General features: G+C 52.7%; 16 protein-coding genes. 12 read left to right on the top strand and 4 right to left on the bottom strand.

Going from position 1 to position 12,882, the window contains the following annotated elements; all coding sequences use genetic code 11:
* Nucleotides 1-444: 444 nt before the first annotated feature.
* From DSD30_RS16705 to DSD30_RS16690, 3 genes are all read left to right on the top strand, one after another.
* Nucleotides 445-1,266 (top strand): hypothetical protein, encoded by an 822-nt coding sequence (locus DSD30_RS16705; protein WP_245418519.1) that lies wholly within the window; start codon nt 445-447, stop codon nt 1,264-1,266.
* Entirely contained in the window at nt 1,263-1,589 is a 327-nt protein-coding gene (locus tag DSD30_RS16700) for a hypothetical protein (RefSeq protein ID WP_245418518.1), read from the top strand. The genes DSD30_RS16705 and DSD30_RS16700 overlap by 4 nt, the downstream gene beginning before the upstream one ends.
* Before the next feature lie 520 nt (nt 1,590-2,109).
* Nucleotides 2,110-3,333, top strand: a complete 1,224-nt coding sequence (locus DSD30_RS16690) for a site-specific integrase (RefSeq protein WP_114010884.1) — start codon at nt 2,110-2,112, stop codon at nt 3,331-3,333.
* Between the two features lie 187 nt (nt 3,334-3,520).
* On the opposite strand, the gene DSD30_RS22100 is transcribed toward DSD30_RS16690, so the two are convergent.
* From DSD30_RS22100 to DSD30_RS16670, 4 genes are all read right to left on the bottom strand, one after another.
* Nucleotides 3,521-3,856, bottom strand: a complete 336-nt coding sequence (locus DSD30_RS22100) for a sunset domain-containing protein (protein ID WP_483458436.1) — start codon at nt 3,854-3,856, stop codon at nt 3,521-3,523.
* 328 nt (nt 3,857-4,184) lie between these two features.
* Nucleotides 4,185-5,243 carry an IS110 family RNA-guided transposase gene (locus DSD30_RS16680; protein ID WP_114010883.1) on the bottom strand — a complete coding sequence of 353 codons (1,059 nt, stop codon included), beginning with the start codon at nt 5,241-5,243 and terminating at the stop codon, nt 4,185-4,187.
* A 392-nt stretch (nt 5,244-5,635) separates the two neighbouring features.
* Nucleotides 5,636-8,029: a heavy metal translocating P-type ATPase gene (locus tag DSD30_RS16675; RefSeq protein WP_114011117.1), complete on the bottom strand. Its 2,394-nt coding sequence runs from the start codon at nt 8,027-8,029 to the stop codon at nt 5,636-5,638.
* 75 nt (nt 8,030-8,104) lie between these two features.
* Entirely contained in the window at nt 8,105-8,527 is a 423-nt protein-coding gene (locus DSD30_RS16670) for a heavy-metal-associated domain-containing protein (protein WP_198663004.1), read from the bottom strand.
* Nucleotides 8,528-8,966: 439 nt separating this feature from the next.
* Here DSD30_RS16670 and DSD30_RS21630 point away from each other — a divergent pair, with 439 nt between their 5' ends.
* The 9 genes from DSD30_RS21630 to DSD30_RS16625 all read left to right on the top strand — a co-directional run bounded on the left by DSD30_RS21630 (nt 8,967) and on the right by DSD30_RS16625 (nt 12,637).
* Nucleotides 8,967-9,137: a hypothetical protein gene (locus DSD30_RS21630; RefSeq protein ID WP_157967749.1), complete on the top strand. Its 171-nt coding sequence runs from the start codon at nt 8,967-8,969 to the stop codon at nt 9,135-9,137.
* Nucleotides 9,138-9,321: 184 nt separating this feature from the next.
* Nucleotides 9,322-9,690 carry an EF-hand domain-containing protein gene (locus DSD30_RS16660; RefSeq protein WP_114010880.1) on the top strand — a complete coding sequence of 123 codons (369 nt, stop codon included), beginning with the start codon at nt 9,322-9,324 and terminating at the stop codon, nt 9,688-9,690.
* Between the two features lie 11 nt (nt 9,691-9,701).
* The gene (locus DSD30_RS16655) at nt 9,702-10,130 is read left to right on the top strand and encodes a hypothetical protein (RefSeq protein ID WP_114010879.1); all 429 of its coding nucleotides are present in this window, start codon (nt 9,702-9,704) and stop codon (nt 10,128-10,130) included.
* A gap of 141 nt (nt 10,131-10,271) precedes the next feature.
* Nucleotides 10,272-10,460 carry a hypothetical protein gene (locus DSD30_RS16650; protein WP_114010878.1) on the top strand — a complete coding sequence of 63 codons (189 nt, stop codon included), beginning with the start codon at nt 10,272-10,274 and terminating at the stop codon, nt 10,458-10,460.
* Nucleotides 10,457-10,894 (top strand): Cu(I)-responsive transcriptional regulator, encoded by a 438-nt coding sequence (gene cueR / locus DSD30_RS16645; RefSeq protein WP_114010877.1) that lies wholly within the window; start codon nt 10,457-10,459, stop codon nt 10,892-10,894. Before DSD30_RS16650 ends, cueR begins: the two co-directional genes overlap by 4 nt.
* A gap of 199 nt (nt 10,895-11,093) precedes the next feature.
* On the top strand, nt 11,094-11,330 hold the full coding sequence (locus tag DSD30_RS21625) for a hypothetical protein (RefSeq protein ID WP_157967748.1): 237 nt from the start codon (nt 11,094-11,096) through the stop codon (nt 11,328-11,330).
* Between the two features lie 47 nt (nt 11,331-11,377).
* Nucleotides 11,378-11,734, top strand: coding sequence for a hypothetical protein (locus tag DSD30_RS16635; RefSeq protein ID WP_114010875.1), 357 nt, complete (start codon nt 11,378-11,380; stop codon nt 11,732-11,734).
* A 43-nt stretch (nt 11,735-11,777) separates the two neighbouring features.
* Nucleotides 11,778-12,221, top strand: coding sequence for a DUF2933 domain-containing protein (locus DSD30_RS16630; protein WP_157967747.1), 444 nt, complete (start codon nt 11,778-11,780; stop codon nt 12,219-12,221).
* Entirely contained in the window at nt 12,218-12,637 is a 420-nt protein-coding gene (locus DSD30_RS16625; protein ID WP_114010873.1) for a c-type cytochrome, read from the top strand. The genes DSD30_RS16630 and DSD30_RS16625 overlap by 4 nt, the downstream gene beginning before the upstream one ends.
* Nucleotides 12,638-12,882 lie beyond the last annotated feature (245 nt).

Raw genomic sequence — 12,882 nt, 5'->3', positions numbered from 1 at the left:
CGTTTGTAGCGAATGCCAGTCAAGCCCCCTGATGAGCAATTTCGGGCAATGATGCACCGCATCAGTCGGGGTCGAGCCCAAGCACGACATTGAAAATGGTGGGACCTTTAGTATACGCGAATGGGGCGCTCAGAAACTGCGACCCAATGCGGACATTCGTCGGCCTTTATAGCTCAAAAGCAAGCTTCGCCATTCCGGACATTGAAGCGAGGTGCAGCATTTTTAGGGAACAAAGTGTCTATAATTCTAGGGGTAATTTAGTTCGGCGGGGTAGCTACCAGTGCCACTTTAAAGTAGAAATCGTCAATCGAAACAATCTAGCAATTCCACAGTCGGCACACCCGCCCAGTTGGCTCGCAGATCGTGTTGCACACACCCTATTTACTAAATCAGCCGCGATGGAAATAAACGACGGAAAATCCGAGTATCGGTAAGGACAAGCCTTTGGATAGTAGGAAAATCATCGAGAATGCAGTCAGCAGGCTCGCAAACAGCATGAGAATTTACGTTGAAGCGCAAATGCGCTTTGGTGAACTGTTTAAGATCGACGCCGAAGAAGCGATTGATAATGTGGATCGTGGCTTCGAGATGAAGCTTGAGGCTTTTCATACGCTTTATGATGTTTCAAATAAGCTATTTCCCTATTTCGATCATGGCGACACCGCCCTGATGATAGCCATACGGAACGCAATCCATCACCACGATCACCCGCTCTTCGTTAGTCTTAAGCGACGCCTGCACCTTGAACGAGGTGGACTGGAACCTTGGCTCGGCGCATCTTTTTTGCTTGCCAGCCACCCAACGACCCACGGCGCTCCGATCTTAATGTCCCATCACGTGAGATTGGACGATCTGGACGCACGCCTCGACCCTTCATGCTCATCGCCGTATCTGGACATCTCCGTGAAAGGTGCGAAAGCGGCCAACCGGTTCACGGTGATAGATTCTCAACTGGGATTGCCAAAAATCCGCGCTTTTCGTTCGCAGCACAGATACCCAGACGATCAAGCATATCTCGACCTTATGCCGATTTTTGTCTCAGCTACGTGCAAGGTCTTCAAGGCGCTAAAGGCTCAGGGCATAAATTTCAACGGCTTCGACGCCAGTACATACCTTGTCCCCTTCACGTCCGAACTCGATATTGACCTTTCCAATCAAAAATTCTCGCAGTTGCGCTTGCGTGGTTTTGGACCGCTTGACCTTATTCCCATTCCCATCGAGCAAAATCGGAACCGGGAGCCGGCAGTAAAGGCAGATCGAGCATGAGTTCATGGACGTTGGATGATTTACGCCGCCTCCATCTGAAATATGCAAAGGAAGGCATCCATATCCATCAGCAGCCATTCCGGGCCGCGTCAGAAATCCTCGGCTCGGGCTTCGTCATCGGCATCGGTGGGAACCCCGAAGTCAAGCGGGTCATGGACGCCTATGCCGCCATGATGCCCGAGGTCGAAACCAACTGGCGAAGCGCTGGGATAGGTTTCGCCGCCTCCGTCGATCTGGTCCGCAAGCTAACCTTTCCGGTCATGTTCGGCCAGGTCTCTATCCAACCTTGGCAGGTCGCGGGCTTCGCCAGCGTTGAGGAATGACGGATCTGGCGCCGACAGGATAGAGCAATTGCAAGGGACCTCGCTTTCTCGGTAGCCGCCAGCATCAGTCACAAATCACTCGACGGAAAACACCCTTGGGGGTTAGTTAGAACTGGACAACAAAACCCAATTGCGGGAAATATCAGTGCATTCGATTGCTATGTTTTGTGATGAACTGGCTGATCATGGAAGTGGTTGCTTGTACGGGCTTTGTACGAAATTCGAGGGAATTGGAACGAAATTTGGCGTACAGCAATTCTCCTGCCCATTAAGTGGACTTGAAAATTATCAGTAATTTCAATGAGATATTGGCGCACCCGAGAGGATTCGAACCTCTGGCCTCTGCCTTCGGAGGGCAGTGAAATTGTGTTCCCATGGGATTTGTGATCGTCACATAATCTATTGATTTTAATATAAAATATAGAATTTTTGCGATAAATCTAGTTCCCGGATTGGCCTTGAAATTGGCTTGAAATCATTATAGTGTGCTTACCAGGTGCTTACTTTTTGAGGGCGCGATATGGGGCAGAGGCTTTCAAAGCGATTTGTGGATGCGGCCAGGGCATCTGAAAAAGTTCAGTTTTTCTGGGATGAGAACTTGAAAGGCTTTGGCCTAAAAGTCAGTCCGTCCGGCTTGAAGACCTATGTGGTTCAATATCGTGGCGAGGGTGGGAGGCGTGGGCGCGTCCGGCGGCTTTCAATCGGGCGTCATGGTTCACCTTGGACGCCAGATCAGGCTAGGTCTGAGGCAAGGAGACTGTTAGGCGAGGTTGCGCATGGCGAAGACCCTATGGCCGCTCGGCAAGCGAAACGGAAAGATCTGACCATTGCAGAGTTATGCGATCTCTATTTGGAAGAGGGCGTATCAACAAAGAAGGCTGCAACCGTTGCCACCGATAAGGGGAGAATCGAGCGCCATATAAAGCCAATAATAGGGGAGGTTCTCGTTTCCGATGCCAAATCTAGCCACGTTCGCTCGCTATTGAAAAAAGTGGCAGAAGGGAGCTTGCCGAAAGATGGATTAGGTCCCGTCGCCGACCGCCTCGGTGGGAAAGGTACGGCTTCTCGGACCATTGGATTGCTAGGAGGGATCTTTTCTTTCGCGATAGAGTTGGGGTACCGATCAGACAATCCCGTACATGGTGTCAAACGTTTCCCAGATCGAAAAAATCAACGCTTTCTGACCCATGAGGAGTTGGGGCGTCTTCTTGCATTGCTGGGAGAAAGAGAAAGCCAGGGCGCAAATCCTAAAGCCGCCATGATTATCAGGCTGCTTGCATTAACGGGTGCTCGGCGAGGTGAGATTGAGCAGCTTAAATGGTCTGAAGTTTCACTCGCGGAGAGCACTTTGCATTTGGAGGATAGTAAAACTGGTCAGAAATCTGTTCCGATAAGCGCTACGGTCGCTGAGCTTTTGAAACAGGCTGAACAGTTTCGCGAAAGGCGTAATCCGTATGTCTTTCCAAGCGAACGTGGAGATGGGTTCTACGTTGGAACGACAAAAGTGTGGCGTGATTTGCGCAAAGAGTTCGGAGACGAAAAACTGCGTATTCATGACCTCAGGCATTCCTTTGCCAGCCTGGCCGTTGCCAGTGGCGCTAGCTTGCCCATGATCGGAGCATTGCTTGGACATAGGGACAGCGCTACCACTCAGCGCTATGCGCATTTGAAAGCTGACCCACTACGGAGCATTGCAGATCAAATTGGTGCTGACCTGCTCGGTGACGGCGAAAGCGCGACCTAAGGGATCCTTTCTTAGTGCAGTGTTTTCCGGCCCAATGCGGTCACTCGCCAGCCGTCACGAACCTCAAAGCGACTTCCCCATTGCAGTCATTCGAACGAGGTGCAGCATTTTCCCAAAACCTGCCGTTCGCTTAGAACGCAACATTTCAGCGATTAGTCCTGAAAACAGCCATGGGGTCAATCCGACGCTAGACGCGAGACCGACGCCATCCTGCCGCTCTGGCCTGAGCTTCAGAGCAAAACCAACGCTCTCCCCCGATCAGGTCTATTCGAGTGATAAGATAGTATTTCTGACCAGGAACGTGGTAAATTCTCTTGCCACCATTAACACTGATGTTGCCCTTTATGCGGCACTGCCCCACAAGGGCACCAACAGCGGTCTTAACATCCCCTCTTGCGCTAATCAGGTGCACTCCAAGCACCAGCACTAGAAGCGAGCCGAAGACTGAACCAATTTTCAGTATTGTGTTACTTCGCTTTTTCCTACGGAATTTGCCCTTCCGGGGAAATGGCTGTTTATACATGAGAGCCCTCCTATCCCCCCCCTATTGATAGCATAGCTCGATTAAACAACCATTTCTCAATCTTTAGAAAAACCTGCCGTGTCGGCCCAAATGTATGTACCGGCTGCTGTTCGCAAGAGATTTCTTTGCATGTCGCTGGAAGTCGCTCATATGTATCCGGCCTTTTGATCGACACGCGGGTCGTGGCCTTGTTGGGGTTACGCTCGCACCGTGATCTCATTAGCTGCAAGGTCCAAATTGACCGAATGGGCCGTCAGATTCTGGGGGCGTAATGTTTCCGTTCCATGCATTCTGTCTATCGCGAACTCGTTTGAGGTCGTGAGTGTTTTCAGATTCCAATCACAACCGCATTTCTTGGCGCGTCAAACGCCGTTTTGTGTTTGAGGATACTCCAGGCCATCCGGGCCAGTTTATTGGCCAAAGCCACCGCCAACTTGTTGCGATGCATCCGTTCTGATGCTCGTGTTAGCCAGTCACCAAAGCTGAAGTCTGGCCATCGATTGGTCCTCATCAGGATGACCTTTGCTGCCTGAACGAAGAGCATGCGTAAGTATCGGCTGCCTCGCTTGGATATTCGACCAAGGATCGTTCGGCCTCCGGTACTGTATTGCCTTGGAACCAGACCAACCCATGCAGCAAAATCACGGCCTCGATCAAAAGCCTCTCCAGTCCCTATTGCTGCAACCATCGCCGTCGAGATCATCGGGCCGATCCCGGGAATCGTCATCACGTTGACGCAATTCTCTTCCCTCTGACTGATCTCTTCTATCTCTTTAGAGACAGCTTCGATCCTGTCATCGAGCCAGAGCCAGTCACCATAAAGACCGAACAGAATTTTGCGCATTCGGGGAGAGACCTCATCTTTGCGCTGCTCGAGAATGGTTTCGAAGGAATTCTTCAAAGCCCGCAGACCCTTGCGCACCGTGATGCCTTGTTCAATCAGAAAGGCGCGGATCTGGTTTATCGTTGCAGTCCGGCGGGACACCAGGCGGGACCTGACACGATGGAGTGCTTGCAGGTCGAGCTGATCCTGGCTTTTCTCTGGCACTGTCGGCAAGTTCGGTCGCAAGGCCGCCTCTGCAATAGCTTCGGCGTCATTATAGTCATTCTTCTGCCCCTTGATAAACGGCTTCACATAAATGGCGGGGATGATACGAGGTTTGAACCCGAGCCTACGCAAGGATCGACTGACAAAGTGAGCACTGAGGCACGCTTCCATGCCAACGACGCATCTTGGCAGAGTTTCGAAGGTCTGCAGCAAGGCCAGTCGTTTGATCTTCTTACGCAGAACAAGCTGGCCGTCAAAATCAAAGCCAACAAGATGGAATGTGTCCTTGCCGATATCGACACCAATCGACATCAAGGTATCAATTGCTTTCTTCGTCATGCCACTTCTCCTAATCTGCAGGTCAAACAGTCAAACTATAACCTGCTGAGTTGGGGGAAGCAGCCGGTACATCCCATTAGCCGACATTCATGATTGTCTTTTCATTCCATGTCGTTTTGGCAAAGCGGTCTTTCAAAACCATTTCAGCAAAGTGCTTTGCAAGGCGTGACATTTGCGATCCAGACGGACGGCTACTTCAACAGGTATTTGATGAGCGCGGTGATGATGAGAATGCCGATGATGATGAAAATCCACATTCCGATACCACCAAAGCCCATTCCTAAACCCATTCCATTCCCATACATGGTTTTCTCTCCTTGCTCTTAAGGCTTACTGAGCCTTGATAATCTTACGCCTTCCTTGTTTCCTCGCTTTGCGAAACAAAGCTTTGTCTAAAGATCGATGCGTCGCAACCTTAGTGCATTGGCGATGACCGACACCGACGACAGGCTCATGGCTGCTGCCGCAATCATTGGCGAGAGCAAAAGACCAAAGACCGGATAGAGGATGCCTGCAGCCAGCGGGACACCAGCCAGATTGTAAATAAAGGCGAAGAACAAATTCTGCTTGATGTTGCTCAGCGTCTTGGTTGACAGCTTTCTCGCCCGAACAAGACCGGAGAGATCGCCGCCAAGAAGCGTGATGCCAGCGCTTTCCATGGCAACATCCGCCCCGGTGCCCATGGCAATGCCAACATCGGCCGCCGCAAGCGCGGGTGCATCATTGACCCCATCGCCGGCCATGGCCACAAAAGACCCTTTGCCATGCAGCTCCTCAACCAGTGTTTTCTTGTCTTCGGGCAACACACCGGCTCGCACATCGTCAATCCCAAGCTTGTTGGCAACGGCCTTTGCCGTGCGCTCATTGTCGCCGGTGGCCATAATGACGGTTAGACCTAAGGCATGCAGGTCCTTGATGGCCTGCGCTGTGCTTTCCTTGATCGGATCTGCAACAGCGACGATGCCAGCCAGCGTTCCCTCAATCGCAACAAACATCGCGGTCTTGCCAGCGTCCTGCAGCCGAGCTGCCTGCTGTGAGGCTTCATCGACATCAACCGACAGAGCCTTGAGCATGGCCGCATTGCCAAGCGCAACACTCTTCCCTTCAACCCGCCCCTTGACGCCCTTGCCGGTCATGGCCTCAAAAACTGAGGCTTCGAGACGGCTCGCCCCTCGGTCTTTCGCACCACTGACAATCGCTTCGGCCAGTGGATGCTCAGACCCACGTTCAAGGGCTGCGGCCATCGCCAAAACGGATTGTTCGTCAAAATCACCAAAGGAAACCACATCCGTCAGCTGGGGCTTTCCTTCCGTCAAGGTGCCGGTTTTGTCGACAATCACGGTGTCAACCCGTGCCATGCGCTCAAGAGCTTCAGCGTCTTTGATCAGGACACCGGCTTGTGCCCCACGCCCCGCCGCCGTGGTGATCGAGATGGGGGTTGCAAGACCAAGCGCACAGGGACAGGCGATGATCAGCACCGACACCGCCGCCGCAATGGCAAAGGCGAGAGCGGGATCTGGCCCGAATATGAGCCAGATGGCAAAGGCCAACACTGCCGCACCCACAACCGTCGGCACAAAGACGGCAGAGACTTTGTCAGCCAGTCCCTGAATGGGCGCGCGGGATTGCCGGGCACTTGAGACCATGCCAACGATCTGGGAGAGCACCGTCTCAGCCCCGATATGGGTCGCACGAATGGCAAGCGTGCCATTCTTGTTGATGGTGCCACCGGTAACTTTGTCGCCTTTCTTCTTCTCAATGGGAACCGGTTCGCCGGTGATCATGCTTTCATCAACGGAGGAATGCCCTTCGGTTACGTCGCCATCCACCGGGATGCTGTCACCGGGACGGACGCGCAACAGGTCACCCGCAGCGATATTCTCCAAAGGCGCATCATATTCGTCCCCATTGGGCAAGATACGCCGCGCAGTCTTTGGCGCCAGATCGAGCAAGGCACGAATGGCATCACCCGTGCGCTCGCGGGCGCGCAGTTCCAGCACTTGGCCAACAAAGATCAGAGCGACGATGACAACAGAAGCCTCAAAATAGGTGCCTACCCCTTCGGCGCTTCGATATTGCGCGGGGAACAGCCCGGGCAGGAAGGTCGCAAAAAGCGAATAGAGATAGGCAGACCCCACCCCGAGCGAAATCAGGGTCCACATATTGGGCGACCCATTGCGAATAGAATCCACGCCTCGCTTGAAGAAGGGTTGCGCAGCCCAAAAGACAATCGGTGTCGCAAGGGCAAACTCGGCATAAGCTGCCATTTGATGGCCCAGCCAGTCGCGAATGGGCAGCCCCACCATCCCCCCCATGGTGAGGATCATCAGAGGGATCGCCGCAGTCGCACTCACCCAGAGACGGCGGGTAAAGTCGACCAATTCTTCGGAAGGCTCATCCGTCGGCACGGTTGGCTCAAGCGCCATACCACATTTGGGGCAATCGCCCGGTTCATCCTGAATGATTTCGGGATGCATCGGGCAAGTCCATTGGGCGCCCGGCTGGCTCTGTTGGTGCGCCTTCTTTGCATTGCCTGAGACATAGAAATAAGGGTCTGCGTTGAACTTTTTCTGACAGCCATCAGAGCAAAAATAATAGCTCTGACCATCATATTGGCCGGACCGAACGCCCTCCTTGACGCGCACCTGCATACCGCATACCGGGTCGGTCGCTACATCCTTTCCGAGTTCCTTTGCTGCGCCCTCATGCTTATGGTCATGATGGCAGTGATGGGCACTGTGATCATGATGTTGATGATGACGGTGTTCCTGTTCGGATGCGGACATGGCACCCTCCTGTTGCTCGGTAAGATTGGTATGCATTCGTAATATCAATGGGCGAAACCCTGTTTCAGTTCCCTGTTAGACGGGCTGGGCTGGAAATCCGAGCTCCGTGACCCGTGCGACAAGCGCCTCGGGATCGGTACGACCCTGCCAATATGTGACAATTGCCTTCTCGGCCGCCAACGAGACTTCGGCTGACAAAATGCCCGGCATGGCCTTGAGAGCTTTTTCGATCGTGGTGACGCAATGGCTGCAATGCATGCCTGTGATCGAAAGCTCGGCGCTTGGCGTCACAGCCGAATAGCCGATCCTGTCAAAAGCCTCGACCAGAAGACTCTCTTCAATCGGATGCTCAAAGGATAGGGAAATCGTCTGAGTGGAAAGATCGACGGACGCATGGGAAACTCCCTTTATCGTTCGTGCCACGTCTTCAGCCTGTCGCGCACAATTGCCGCAGGCCATATCTTGCAATTGATAGGTGCCATTCAAACTCTGGGTCATGATCATCCTCGCTGACGTGGCATCCAAATGGCGGAATTTGGCCACTGACTGGATTGCCTTACTTAAGTGGTGGCACCAATATGGTGTTTCCAGTAACTGGAGGGTCAATGGATGAGAGAGCGAAATTTTCGAACTTTTCTGCCTTGACCTTCCCCCTGCTGGAAGCATTAGGATGGGGGAACAAGAAAGGAATCCGTTGCCTGACCGCTGACTGTTTGGCGGAGCCTGACAGGCTGGCTTCCTGTGCCACCACTCACCAAGTGCTTCAAAAATGCCTCGTCAATTGCAAAGCATCCTTGCTGCCATGATATTGCTCTTCGGTCTTGTCGCCGGAGCGGGCCAGAGCCTTGCACTCGGACATGTGCAGATGGCTCCTTGCAGCGAGGCGGCTGAAACTCTGGGGTCAATCGCGGTGGACATTCCTGGATGCGATAAAGGCATGAGCCAACAGAGCTGTGCCTTCGACAGTGGATGCGCCTTCCATTTTCTGAAATATCCCCTCAGCATTTCCCTGCCAATCGAGCGGTCAAAGCCTCTGCCGTTTGCGATTGGCAACCTTGTTGGCGCCAGCTCGCCACCTGAAACGCCTCCTCCGATCCAGTTGTCCTGATCCGTCCCAAGCCGGACCGCTGGCGCCAACGGTGCATCCAGCGGCTCCATTGATGACGGAATTCCCATGCCAGCCGTTCAGCAAAGACAATTTGACGAACGGCAGAGGTCGGTTGCTGTTTCCCGTTTCATTCAAGGGATGAGCAATCGGAGCAATCAAGACAATGCATTAATCGGAGAAATCCATGCGAAACATCCTTCTTTTCACTACTTCAAGCCTTCTCCTCGCACTCGGGATCAAGGTGGCCTTCGCCAATCCGGCACATCACCCAGATCAACCACCGCAGACCATGCAGGGCGATCAGATGCCCGGCACCATGATGTCCGGTAAGATGATGGGCAACAACATGATGGGCGGAATGATGAACCCTGAGATGATGATCGTCATGCTCGACACGGACGGAGATGGGGCTCTTTCGCTTGAAGAGTTCCAGAACATGCACGACCGCATGTTTGCTTTCATGGACAAGAATAAAGACGGCAAACTCGAGGCATCTGAATTTGCTTCCCATCATAGCTTTTCCATGCCCCATTCCGGCACCAAACAGAACTGAAGGCGGCGACCATGACAAGATTTAGCAACAGATTCATCCAGTCTGGCCTTATCGCTTCTGGCATCTCGGCCTTTCTTCTTGGCGCTCCAATTGCCATGAGTGCGCAGCCTGAAATTCCTGCTGGGGCCGGTATTTCATCTTGGGTCGAGAATGGATCTGGGGGCAAATACACGCTTCAGATCCTCGAAGGGACGCTGCCCGAAGCAGGAACAAGTGTGACGGCAAAGGTTCTGAGCGACAGCAACTGCGCCCCCGACGAAGAAGGCATCAACCATTGTGAGAATGTGATCAAGATGCCCGATGGAAGCAAGCTGAAGGGGATCGACAATCACCGCATGAGTGTCAATCGCTGTCTTCGGGCTGGCGAGACGGTCACCATCTCCATGCTCACCGATGGCTGGGCCACGGTTCTGACCAAGCAAGCCAAGCAATCCAAATAATCGATTGCAGCAACGAAAAGTGGGGCTGCTTACACAAGCAGCCCTGCCAAACCTTCGCCCCTAAAGGCGTTTTCAGACTGTAGAAGAAGCGTTCTTTCCTCTGCATTTATGGCTTGACCTTTCTGTTACTGGAAGCCTTACATGAAAGGGATCATTGAAATGAAGAAGCCAGAGAATGGATGGCTCGGCAAACGGCAGCTGCCGAAAAAGAAGCAGGCTGAAACGTTACCGCATCTCATTGCCAAGGCCGAAAGTCTGGGTTTTTCACGCCAGGAACTGGACCAGTTGAAACGCATATATGGCTCACACACACTCAGAGAGAGACCATGAATATTGGACAGGCTGCACGTCAGACAGAATTGCCCGCTAAGACGATCCGATACTATGAGGAGATCGACCTGATTTCGCCGATCCGCTCAGAAAACGGCTATCGCACCTACAGCGAACAAGACATTCATCGCCTGACGTTCCTCAAGCGTTCGCGGAGCCTCGGCTTCAGCATCGAGGAATGTCGGCTTCTATTGTCCCTCTATGACGACAAGGATCGTGCAAGTTCTGATGTGAAGGCGATCGCTCAGAGCAAGATCGTTGAAATCGACCGCAAGATCACCGAGCTACAATCACTGAAAGCCACCCTGAGAACGCTAGTTGACCATTGCCATGGCAACAGCAAACCAGATTGCCCAATTCTTGATGGCCTTTCGAGCGAGACCATGAGCTGGGCTGTGGGCAGCGAGGGCAAGTCTAGCTGTTGTGATGACTAGGTGCGAATAAAGCTGATCGCCCAATTATAAAACTTCAATCCGGTAAAGCCCAAAGCAGATGATCCAAACCGCCTCCAGATTTGCAAAGCTTGGTTATGCGCTGATGCTATTCGGCCTGATCTCGCTTGGCCTTTCCGGAGCGAGCTTGGGCGCTATCAAATCTTCATTGAAAGACCCCAATTCTTCCGTGCAGCAGCATATGTCTATGATGGAAACCATGGATATGGCCGCGATGCACGATATGATGTCCGGTGGCTGCGAAGACTGCGAAGGCATGATGAACCGGGCTTCGGCGCATTGTAGCTTTCAGGCGACCATTCTGCCTCTGATTGCCTTGGCTTTCCCCTTTTCGCTGAGTGGCCGTGATCCTATCTGTCGGGAACAATCTCCCAACGCACAATCCTTTTCGCCAGAACCACCGCCTCCGCGCCTTTGATTGACGTTCGTAAATCTCTTTTCGAAACGCAATCAAAGGAAATTCCTATGAAACTCAAGCTGATCACAGCAGCAACCGTTCTTGCACTGGCAGGAGCCGTCGCCCTTCCTCTGTCTGGTTTTGCCCACGACAGTGATGCCTCTTCTACTCCCTCCAGTCGCTTCCAAGGCATGCCCAATGCAGGCCATATGATGTCGAGGTCCTCCATGATGGGCAATGGCATGATGGACGGCGCCATGATGGAGCAGATGCATACCATGATGTCTGAATCCGGCAGCATGACGGATATGATGTCCAATATGGCAGGCTTTATGAGCTCCCATCTCGAGCAAATTAGGGAATGGATGAGCGGCAATAACTTGGATGAAAATCGAAAGCGTCCCTCTGAGCCTGCTCAAAAATAATAGCTAGCGCAATTGCTTACACCGAGTGAACAGTGGTCGTGGAATGGAGTTGATCCGTTCCGCGGCTGCCCGGTTTGCTCAAACCGAGCCGGCTTCGTCACTGTTCCCAGATTTCCTGTGCACTGCAACCAATCTTGAAATAGGCCCCGGTTCTTGGTGGCTTAATAGGGCAAATTCCATGACCAACGATACTGAACAAACGGTTCAACCTTCCATCGTCAGCCGCCTGACACCCAAAACAGGTCACGGTTGGATGATGGCCATCTGCTGTGTGTTTATGCTTTTGGGGGCAACCATTGTGCTTGTTGCCAGCAAAGACGACATAACGGCGGGCAGTGGCTTGTCTATTTTGCTGCCACTGGCTGGCTGCCTTGTCATGCATCTCTTCATGCACCGCCTAATGGGTCATACAAATCACCATGCAGCGCGTCGAGGGGGCTCCGAGCTGCAATCGCAAATGAAAGCCGATGGGAAGGAGCCGTCATGAGCTGGATGAAATATGCTGTGGTAGCCATACTGATCGCCGGTGGGCTTATGATCTTCGCAAGACCTTTCCAGCACATGGGTAACCCTTCACAATCTTCAGCAAGATCCGTCGATGTGATCGTGCCGGAATTGTCTCTGCTTGCAATCAGGGGACAGGAACTGTTCAACGACAATTGTGCAGCCTGTCACGGCGAAAACGGTCGCGGGTCAGATATGGGGCCGCCTCTCATTCACCCAATCTACAAGCCCAGCCATCATGCAGACATGAGCTTTTCCCTCGCTGTTGCCAATGGAGTGCGTCAACATCACTGGCCGTATGGCAATATGCCTGCTCTGCCTCACATCTCACAAAACGATCTAAGAAAGATCGTCCGCTTTGTACGAGAAACTCAACAAGCCAATGGCATTGCGAATTGAATGGTAAATTTGATCGCGGCTGCACTCGGCTTTCATCAACCAATTTGCACAAAGGCTCCTTAATGTCCGCTTTAGACTGAAATGTCGGAGGTCTCGCAGTCGCAGGAAATGACAACTTTCCGCCAATTCTGTTGAAAAATTAAGTGCTGCAGCGCAAAACGGAGGGCGGTTTTGGGAGGCTCGACGCTCCCTCATGCCGGAGTTGGGAGCAGCTTTGCCATTTTGCGCAGGTTCTGTGCTGTGGC

Origin of the sequence: Cohaesibacter intestini (assembly GCF_003324485.1) — a bacterium.
Classification (GTDB): Bacteria; Pseudomonadota; Alphaproteobacteria; order Rhizobiales; family Cohaesibacteraceae; genus Cohaesibacter; species Cohaesibacter intestini.
The sequence above is the reverse complement of the archived record's forward strand: the minus strand, read 5'-3'. Positions and strand labels throughout refer to the sequence as shown.

Excerpts from the sequence above, each read along its gene's own strand:
- DSD30_RS16700 (WP_245418518.1), top strand. The coding sequence starts at position 1,263 with ATGAGTTCATGGACGTTGGATGATTTACGCCGCCTCCATCTGAAATAT.
- DSD30_RS16690 (WP_114010884.1), top strand. The coding sequence starts at position 2,110 with ATGGGGCAGAGGCTTTCAAAGCGATTTGTGGATGCGGCCAGGGCATCT.
- DSD30_RS22100 (WP_483458436.1), bottom strand. The coding sequence starts at position 3,856 with ATGTATAAACAGCCATTTCCCCGGAAGGGCAAATTCCGTAGGAAAAAG.
- DSD30_RS16680 (WP_114010883.1), bottom strand. The coding sequence starts at position 5,243 with ATGACGAAGAAAGCAATTGATACCTTGATGTCGATTGGTGTCGATATC.
- DSD30_RS16675 (WP_114011117.1), bottom strand. The coding sequence starts at position 8,029 with ATGTCCGCATCCGAACAGGAACACCGTCATCATCAACATCATGATCAC.
- DSD30_RS16670 (WP_198663004.1), bottom strand. The coding sequence starts at position 8,527 with ATGACCCAGAGTTTGAATGGCACCTATCAATTGCAAGATATGGCCTGC.
- DSD30_RS21630 (WP_157967749.1), top strand. The coding sequence starts at position 8,967 with ATGAGCCAACAGAGCTGTGCCTTCGACAGTGGATGCGCCTTCCATTTT.
- DSD30_RS16660 (WP_114010880.1), top strand. The coding sequence starts at position 9,322 with ATGCGAAACATCCTTCTTTTCACTACTTCAAGCCTTCTCCTCGCACTC.
- DSD30_RS16655 (WP_114010879.1), top strand. The coding sequence starts at position 9,702 with ATGACAAGATTTAGCAACAGATTCATCCAGTCTGGCCTTATCGCTTCT.
- DSD30_RS16650 (WP_114010878.1), top strand. The coding sequence starts at position 10,272 with ATGAAAGGGATCATTGAAATGAAGAAGCCAGAGAATGGATGGCTCGGC.
- cueR (WP_114010877.1), top strand. The coding sequence starts at position 10,457 with ATGAATATTGGACAGGCTGCACGTCAGACAGAATTGCCCGCTAAGACG.
- DSD30_RS21625 (WP_157967748.1), top strand. The coding sequence starts at position 11,094 with ATGTCTATGATGGAAACCATGGATATGGCCGCGATGCACGATATGATG.
- DSD30_RS16635 (WP_114010875.1), top strand. The coding sequence starts at position 11,378 with ATGAAACTCAAGCTGATCACAGCAGCAACCGTTCTTGCACTGGCAGGA.
- DSD30_RS16630 (WP_157967747.1), top strand. The coding sequence starts at position 11,778 with ATGGAGTTGATCCGTTCCGCGGCTGCCCGGTTTGCTCAAACCGAGCCG.
- DSD30_RS16625 (WP_114010873.1), top strand. The coding sequence starts at position 12,218 with ATGAGCTGGATGAAATATGCTGTGGTAGCCATACTGATCGCCGGTGGG.